Origin of the sequence: Herbiconiux sp. (assembly GCF_023264895.1) — a bacterium.
Lineage (GTDB): Bacteria > Actinomycetota > Actinomycetes > Actinomycetales > Microbacteriaceae > Herbiconiux.
This window is the reverse complement of sequence record NZ_JAHFUY010000107.1, coordinates 1-6,669: the sequence shown is the minus strand read 5'-3', so window position 1 is coordinate 6,669 and position 6,669 is coordinate 1. Positions and strand designations below refer to the sequence as shown.

The 6,669-nt window shown below is 71.8% G+C and carries 7 protein-coding genes; 3 read left to right on the top strand and 4 right to left on the bottom strand.

Annotated elements, in window-relative coordinates; translation table 11 throughout:
* Nucleotides 1–382: nitronate monooxygenase (locus tag Q0D57_RS16900; RefSeq protein WP_291046230.1), on the top strand; the 382-nt coding region annotated here is incomplete at its 5' end.
* Between the two features lie 83 nt (nt 383–465).
* On the opposite strand, the gene Q0D57_RS16895 is transcribed toward Q0D57_RS16900, so the two are convergent.
* The gene (locus Q0D57_RS16895; protein ID WP_291046229.1) at nt 466–1,239 is read right to left on the bottom strand and encodes a hypothetical protein; all 774 of its coding nucleotides are present in this window, start codon (nt 1,237–1,239) and stop codon (nt 466–468) included.
* Nucleotides 1,240–1,371: 132 nt separating this feature from the next.
* Here Q0D57_RS16895 and Q0D57_RS16890 point away from each other — a divergent pair, with 132 nt between their 5' ends.
* A complete protein-coding gene (locus Q0D57_RS16890) occupies nt 1,372–3,459 on the top strand; it encodes a DUF262 domain-containing protein (protein WP_291046228.1) in 2,088 nt (695 codons plus the stop codon).
* Nucleotides 3,460–3,481: 22 nt separating this feature from the next.
* Here Q0D57_RS16890 and Q0D57_RS16885 read toward each other — a convergent pair whose 3' ends face one another.
* Together Q0D57_RS16885 and dgt are read right to left on the bottom strand one after the other, a co-directional pair.
* Nucleotides 3,482–3,796, bottom strand: a complete 315-nt coding sequence (locus Q0D57_RS16885; RefSeq protein ID WP_259526299.1) for a YbjQ family protein — start codon at nt 3,794–3,796, stop codon at nt 3,482–3,484.
* 114 nt (nt 3,797–3,910) lie between these two features.
* A complete protein-coding gene (dgt, locus tag Q0D57_RS16880; protein ID WP_291046225.1) occupies nt 3,911–5,557 on the bottom strand; it encodes a dGTP triphosphohydrolase in 1,647 nt (548 codons plus the stop codon).
* A gap of 48 nt (nt 5,558–5,605) precedes the next feature.
* Here dgt and Q0D57_RS16875 point away from each other — a divergent pair, with 48 nt between their 5' ends.
* Nucleotides 5,606–5,968 carry a LysR family transcriptional regulator gene (locus Q0D57_RS16875; protein WP_291046223.1) on the top strand — a complete coding sequence of 121 codons (363 nt, stop codon included), beginning with the start codon at nt 5,606–5,608 and terminating at the stop codon, nt 5,966–5,968.
* 40 nt (nt 5,969–6,008) lie between these two features.
* Here the strand turns inward: Q0D57_RS16875 and Q0D57_RS16870 are convergent, their stop codons facing one another.
* Nucleotides 6,009–6,647, bottom strand: a complete 639-nt coding sequence (locus tag Q0D57_RS16870; RefSeq protein WP_291046221.1) for a Pr6Pr family membrane protein — start codon at nt 6,645–6,647, stop codon at nt 6,009–6,011.
* Between the last annotated feature and the right edge of the window lie 22 nt (nt 6,648–6,669).

Below are 6,669 nucleotides of genomic sequence, written 5' to 3'. Positions count from 1 at the left end.
CGAGCTCGGGGCGGCGGCCGTGCAGGTGGGCACCGCGTTCCTCGCGACCGCCCAGTCGGCGGCATCCGCTGCCCACCGCGACGCACTCGGCACCCCGGAGTCGCGCACGACGGTGCTGACCAGGGCGCTCAGCGGGCGCCTGGCGCGGGGCCTCCCCAACCGCCTCACGCGGGAGATCGCCGATCCGGCGCCGTTCCCCGTGCAGAACTGGCTCACCGGCCGCTTCCGCCCCACCGCGGCCGAGCGCGGCGAGCGCGAGCTGCTCTCGCTCTGGGCGGGGCAGTCGGCCGCCCTCGCCCACCACACGGATGCCCGCGCCCTCTTCCACGCGCTCCTCGCCGACCCGGAGCCCGGCCCTGCCCCTGCCCCCGACCTCGCCTGAAACGGGGGAAGCCCCGGCCGAAGGGGCCGGGGCTTCCGAGGCGACCACCCAGCGCGAGGCCGGCGGTCAGGGGTGTTCGAGGATCAGGCCTCGCTCATGACGAGCTTCTCGGCCTGGCCGCGCGCGGCGAGGGCTGCGGCGCGGGCGGCGAGACGGCGGGACTGCTCGGCCTGGCCGGCGTCGAGCTCGTCCTGCGGCACGGCCACGCTCTCGACGTGGTTCACGCCGTTGTACTTCTCGATGTAGGCGTCGAGCTCGGGGCCCGACTCCCACGAGGTGATGAGGCAGTAGCGCGCCGAGTCACCGGGGTGGGTGGCGGCGTGCCAGAGGCGCTGGGTGTCGACGATGAGCTGCGCACCGGCGGGGAGCGCGATGCGCACCTCGCCCTTGGGGTCGGTGCGGTTGTGGCGCAGGACGAAGTAGCTGTCCTTGTCGTCGGTGAGGTTGAAGAAGCCGCGCACGACCCAGCCGGTGCCATCCGGGTTCAGGCGGTTGTTGTCGTCCTGGTGCAGGTTGTAGAGGCAGTCGGCGTAGGTGTTCGGCTGCAGCTCGATCACGCGGCAGCGGCCGACGTTGGCGCCGGGCTCCTGGGCGCGGCGGGTGAGGTCGGGTGCCTTCGCGGTCTGCGAGTCGATCCAGACGCCGTCCTTGTCGGTGCGCGGCGGCTTGTGGTTCCAGAAGCCGTTGCACTCGATCTCGCCCTTGGCGCTCGCCAGAGGAGCGAAGCGGGTGTCGCCCGAGGACTTCCAGTCGTTGTACTCGATGTCGAGCCACTCCCGGGGATCCATCTCCCGGTCGTACTTGTCGAGCACGACGTAGCCGGTCTCTTCCAGCGCTGCTGATTTGATGTATGCCATGACGGTCGCCATGTCCTTTCGTCGGTGGACCAGCACGTTTTAACAGGTCCAACTAAGGTCACCCTAACATCGGCGCCCTGAGAGGGCCCCGAGCAGGCTCGCGCGTGTTCTCATCCATTACACTCGACGCCTATGGTCACCGCCACGAACGTCGAAGCCACCGCCGTCAACACCATCGCCTGGCTCTCGCGACCGGAGACCACCATCGTCGTCCCGGTGTACCAGCGGCAGTACCGGTGGGACATCGGCGGATGCGAGCAGCTGCTCGGCGACATCCGCGCCGTGGCCGACTCGCGCGACGCGCACACCCACTTCATCGGCTCGATCCTCTCGACCGGGGCGAGCGCCGACGAGCGGAGCGCGCACGGCTCCGAGCTCGTGCTCATCGACGGTCAGCAGCGCATCACCACGCTCATGCTCCTCATCGCCGCCCTCCACCACACCATCGCGGGGCACGACGACGCGCTCGCGGAGGAGCTCGCCCGGGTGCTCGTGCGGGCGAGCCCGGCCGGCGGAAGTGCCTCGGCAGGTCGCGGGCGCACCAAGCTCCGCCCGCACCGCGCCTGGGCCGACGTGTTCGAGAGCGTCGTGCTCGACCGCCTCGGCGCCGACGAGCGCGTGCGCGACTCGCGCTTCGACGACAACTACGCCTTCTTCCGCAGCCAGGTGCGTGTCGAAGAGGTCCCGCGCATCTGGCGGGGCCTGCAGAAGCTCGAGCACGTGGCCATCACCCTCGGCGCCGACGCCAACGCGCAGCAGATCTTCGAGAGCCTGAACTCCACCGGCGCTCCCCTGCTCGACCACGAGCTCATCCACAACTACGTGCTGATGGGACTCTCGCACGCCGAGCAGACCGAGATCGAGGAGTCGTTCTGGCTGCCGATCGAGCAGAACACGGGCGACTCGATCGCGGCGTTCTGGCGGCACTACCTCGTGATGAAGACGGGCCGCGAGGTCGCCGCGAGCGGCGGGCGCGAGGTCTACGACGCGTTCCGGCAGGTGTTCCCGCGGCTCGAGCTCGCATCGCTCCGGGAGCAGGCCGCCGAGTGGCGCGACCACTCCGCGGCCTACCGGGTGCTGCTCGAACCGGAGCTCGAGCCCGACCCCGAGGTGGCGCACGAGCTGCGCGGGCTCGCGGTGTTCGGCAAGGGCACGTACCCGCTCGTCATGCCGGCCTACCTCGAGTACTCACGCGCATCCGCCGAGCGTGCCTCGCTCGTGCTGCTGCTCCGGCAGGTGCAGTCGCTGCTGCTCAGGCGCACGGTCGTGGGCATCCGCACCGATCGCCTCGTGGCACGGCTCTGCCGGGCGAGGGCCGAGGGCGGTGAGGCGCTCGTGCGGGCGATCGCCCGCATCACGCCGTCGGACGAGCGGGTGAAGGTGGCGCTGAAGTTCAGCGAGCTGCCCCATGCCGCGTATGTGCTGGGCCGGATCGCGGGAGCGAGCGGAGCCGTCGGAGCCGCGTCCGTCGAGGCCGACGCCACCGAGCCGCTCGACCTCGAGTGGATCGTGCCCGCCGCGCCCTCCGACGACTGGTCGGGCGACGGCGAGCGCCGCTTCGCCGACTACTCCGACGACGAGCAGAACAGCCACCGGGCCCTCTCCGGCACGCTCGGCAACCTCACCCTGCTCGAGCGCGGGCTCGCCGAGCGCGCCTTCGACCTCTCCTACCCCGAGAAGCGCGCCCTCTACGCCTCGAGCGCCGTGCCGCTCACGGCGGAGCTCGCGGGCACGCCCGCCTGGGGCACCGGCGCCATCGCCGAGCGCACCGTGCGGCTCACCGAGCGCTTCCTCGAGGTCTGGGCGCGCCCGCTGCCGGCCGCCGGCCGCGGCTACATCGACGACGACGACCTCACCCCCGTGCTCGACGCCATCCGCCGCCGCGGCTGGCCGCGCGGCTGGGAGCGCGAGTGGGACTACGTGGAGTACCGCGGCGAGCACTGGGAGGTCTACGACGTCAAGTACCTCTTCAACCGCGTCTTCAAGCGGCTCTGGGCCGACTCGCGCGAGAGCGTCGTGTCGTTCAGCGCCCGCCGCGGCGGCCCCGTCTACGAGGCGGAGTCGTGGAACGGGCAGTGGGACCGCCTCGACGACGAGCACCACCTCTACATGGGCTGGGACTCCCAGTACATGCTCACGGCCGTGCAGGGCGTGCTCGAGGAGGCCGGGCTCGCCAGCGAGGTCTTCGTGAAGTACAGCTACTTCGGCGCGGTGATGTGACGCGGGTCGTGCGGCCTGAGCCTCAGCCCAGCTTCACCGCGGTGCCGTAGGCGACGACCTCCTGCGCGTTCTGCCCCACCTCGCTCGCGTCGAAGCGCATGGCGATGACGGCATCGGCGCCCACGGCCTGCGCGGCCTCGATGAGGCGCTGCTTGGCCTCCTCGCGGCTCTGCATGAGCTGCTTGGTGAGCCCGGCGAGCTCGCCGCCCACGAGGGACTTCAGGCCCGCACCGAACTGCACGCCGGCGTTCCGCGAGCGCACGGTCACACCGGTCACCTCGCCCAGCACCTCGGTGATCTGGCGGCCGGGGACATCGTTCATCGTCGAGATCAGCATGCGGGAATCATGGCAGACCTCGGCGGCGCCGGAGAGGCGCCCTGCCGCGCGCACGTAGTTCCCCGCGGCGCGCCCGTCCCGGGCCAGGGCCGGGCATCCGGATGCGCCGCGCAGCTACAGGCTCTGCCCGATGTCCCACAGCCGGTCGGTGCGGCCGTTGAGCGCCTCGGCCACCGCGATGGCCTGGCCGTCCGAGAGCGAGGCGACGTAGTCGATGACGCCACGGCCGCGGCCGAGCCGGCGGAGCGCATCCGCCGACGTGTCGTCGAGCAGGTGCGGCCGCGTGGTGGCGAGGCGCGCGTAGCCGGCCGTCGCGAGCTCCACCATCTCGATCAGCCGCCGCGGCACGCGCTTCCGGTCGTGCACGTCGTCGAGCCACTCGGTGAAGGCGCTCACGAGGTCGACGAGAACCCGGCTGAGCCCGCGCTGGTACATGGCGACATCCGGCCGGTTGAGGATGAACTGCTTGTGCACGAACTTCATCACCTTGACCTCGTGCCAGGCCTGGCGGTCGAGCGAGATCAGGCCCGTGCGCGGGGTGCCCGTGGGAGCGGCCACGACCGAGCGGCCGAAGTGCGCGATCCACCGGCTGGTGAAGCTCGAGAGCCGCCGCTCGGCCGCGATCGATCCGTCGAACACCGTGGAGAGCAAGCCCTCCACGAGCTCCTCCGTGACCACGCGCACGGCGGCCTCGAAGGCGTCGTCGTCGGCGATCCACGGGTCGTCGCGGTGGATCTTGCGGCGGAGCGCCTCGAGGCTCTCGCCCGCCCGGTCGCGGGTGCGCCCGAGCTCGAGCTCGGGGGTGTCGAGGCGGCGGAGGGCGGAGGCGTTGTCGATGAAGCCGCGGAACTCCCGCGCCACGGCCACCTGGCTGAGGATGCCGGCGCGGTAGAAGTCGTCGACGTCGTGGATGGAGTACGCGATGTCGTCGGCGATGTCCATCACCGAGCACTCGAGGGTCTGCGCCCACGGCGGCAGCGCGGGCGCCGAGGCGCGGGCCTGGTCGAGGTCGTCCTGCTCGAGGAAGTAGGCGGAGTACTTGCGTGCCACCACCGTGTCGCCCACGCGCTTGAGGCCGGGCGGCAGGTCGGAGGGCGCGAGGTCGCGGGCGCCTCCCGGCGACGGGTCGAAGCCGAGGCCCTCGAGTGCCGGGGTCCACGGGTACTTCGCGAGCCCCGCCCGCACGGCCGCGGTGAGGTTGAGGCCCGCGGCTGCGGCGTCGCACACGTCGAGGGCGGCCACGATGCGGTAGGTCTGGGCGTTGCCCTCGAAGCCGTCGTCGAGTCCGAGGGTCTCGCGGGCGATCCGGTTGAGCACGTTCTCGCCGAGGTGCCCGAACGGCGGATGCCCCAGGTCGTGCGCGCTGGCGGCCGCCTGCACCACGACGGCGTCGCATCCGCCCGGCGCGAGCTCGCCCGAGAGCGACGCGGCCGTGCCCACGAGGGTGCGGTCGACGGCCACCGCGATGGTCCTGGCCACGGCGGTGACCTTGAGCGAGTGCGTCAGGCGGTTGTGGATGAGAGGGCTCGCGCCCGCCTGGGAGATGACCTGGGTGACGGCGGAGAGCCGCGAGAAGTAGGGCGAGAAGCGCACCCGCTCGAGGTCGACGCGGTACTCGGGGTGGCGGCCGGCCTGCTGGATGTCGTCGAGCTCCTCGGGCTGGCGGCGGCGCACGCGGGCGTCGTCCGGCCGGGGCTCGATTGCTCTGGGCTCCATTGCCCCGGCCTCCGGTGCCGGGCTCTCGGCGGCTTCGTGGTTCATCTGCTCTTTCTACCGCAGGTCATCCGAGGCTGCCGTAGCCTTGTGGCCGTGGACATCAGCCAGATCCGGCATTTTCTCGCGGTCGCCGACGAGGGCGACTGGTCGCGCGCGGCCAACGCGGCGCACGTCTCGCGGGCCACGGTCCAGGCATCCGTCGCCGAGCTCGAGGAGCTGCGGGGCGAGAAGCTCGTGCGCGAGGTCGTGCCGGCGGGCGCGGAGCCCGACGCGAAGCCGCTGGTGGAGCTCACGGCCGCGGGCATCGCCTACCGCCCCGCCGCCCGTGCGGCCGTGGCGAAGGCCCCCGCTCCCGCCGCGAAGGCCGGCGGCCGCGCGAAGGCGTCGAAGGGCCGCGGTCGAGCTCCGGTGGTGAAGGGCGAGCCGAAGCCCTTCAAGAAGCGTCAGGGCCGCTGATCCGGCGCCCGAGGACCCTCCGCTAACCGGTGCCCTGGCGCTAGGCGGTGACCCGGCGCGAGCCGCCGACCCTCCGCGAGTAGAGCACGGCCAGTGCACCGAGGCCCACGAGGAAGAGCGTGAGGCCCACGATGTAGGCGATCACGCTGATCCAGCCGTCGGTGGCGGGGTTCAGGAACGGGTACGGGTAGATCCGGCCGCCGCTCGCCGCCGCCCGGGCGAACGAGTAGATCGCCCACGCCACCGGGTAGATCGGCACGATCCAGAGCGAGCGCCAGGGCAGCGCGGGGCGCCCGGGGGTGAGCAGCCAGTCCAGCACGAGGATGATCGGCACCCACACGTGCACGACTTCGTTGGGCCAGTCGAGCCCGGGGTAGCCGGTGGGAGGGACGAAGCGCAGGAGCACGTTGTAGACGGCGGCGGTGACGATGGCGTAGGTGAGCGCCGCCATCCGCACGGTCGTGTAGAGCTGAGGATCCCGTGCCAGACGCAGGGCGAGCACGCCTCCCACCACGAGCACGACGATGTTGAACAGGCTCGTCTGGATGGTGAAGTAGCTGAAGTACTCCCACGGGTCGAAGGCGTCGTTCACGACGCGGTCGCCGATCTGGATGCCGATGGTCACGGCGAGCCCGAGGCCCACGATCAGGCGGAGGGCGCCGGCGATTCGTCGTGTCACAGCGCTCAGTCTGTCACGCGGT